At 51.0% G+C, this 853-nt stretch carries 1 protein-coding gene; it reads right to left on the bottom strand.

The genetic code is table 11. From position 1 onward, the window contains the following. Positions 1-675, bottom strand: a 675-nt coding sequence (locus tag U5809_RS34560; RefSeq protein WP_322089849.1) for a hypothetical protein, incomplete at its 3' end; no start/stop codon positions are given. Positions 676-853 lie beyond the last annotated feature (178 nt).

Genomic DNA, 853 nt, shown 5'->3' with positions numbered 1-853 from the left:
TTCGCCGGAACGCTGTTTCCAGCCGGGTTCGTCCAGCCTGGACTGGAGATCGGCTTGGGATTGCAACAGCTGGAACCGACGCTCTTCTTCGTCGTCAGGGATATGGCTACTGCGTGAGCGAGAAGTACGAAGAATCTCTCCAGTCTCACCATTTCGCCGGATGTAAACGAAAAAGCGCTTACCCTCCAGCAAGGTGTAGAAGGTGTAGTTATCGATCGGAACTCTAGATTCGTCGCCCACATAGTCGTTGAATCTGCTGCTGATATATACGATTTGTGACCTGGGGTCGAAATCGGAACCCAAACCGATGTCCTCGACCGATAGGGGAACTTTCGGAGGAAAGTCTGCGGGAAAAATTTCACCTTTAAGGGCGCGGACTATCCTCATTTGAAGGATTTCAATTTGATCATCGGTAAATGGGGGCGGAGATATCCTAAGCATTAAGGTATCGTTATACTTGGTCCCTGCCGGATAGTAGACTCTGTCTTTGTCCTTGAGAGGGGTGCGTTGATACATGCCATTCGAAAACCATTTGGTGGCGTCAAATAGCGGGTCATCCTCGGATACTCGCATCATGATTTTTTTGTTCATGGCATCCCCTTTATTCGCCGTCCAGTCCGTAACAAGAGCCGTCAGTACAGTCGCCACGACTAACACCACGGTTCTTCTGTTCATAAGCGCGCTCTTGATCTGAAAGTACGAAGTCCCATAGGTGAGCCCTCCGGTGTACTACCCGACCTGACAGGATTCACGGCACCCAACGAGTCCAGGGGGAAACTGATGTCCGTGTCTTTCTCATATTGACGTCGCACCTGCGTATGCCTTGCCAATTCGAGTTTCCGGGTGGCGTCAG

The organism is Burkholderia sp. BCC1999, from assembly GCF_905339975.1.
Lineage (GTDB): Bacteria > Pseudomonadota > Gammaproteobacteria > Burkholderiales > Burkholderiaceae > Burkholderia.
Note: the sequence above shows the minus strand (reverse complement) of the source record. Positions and strands in the feature narration are given on the sequence as shown.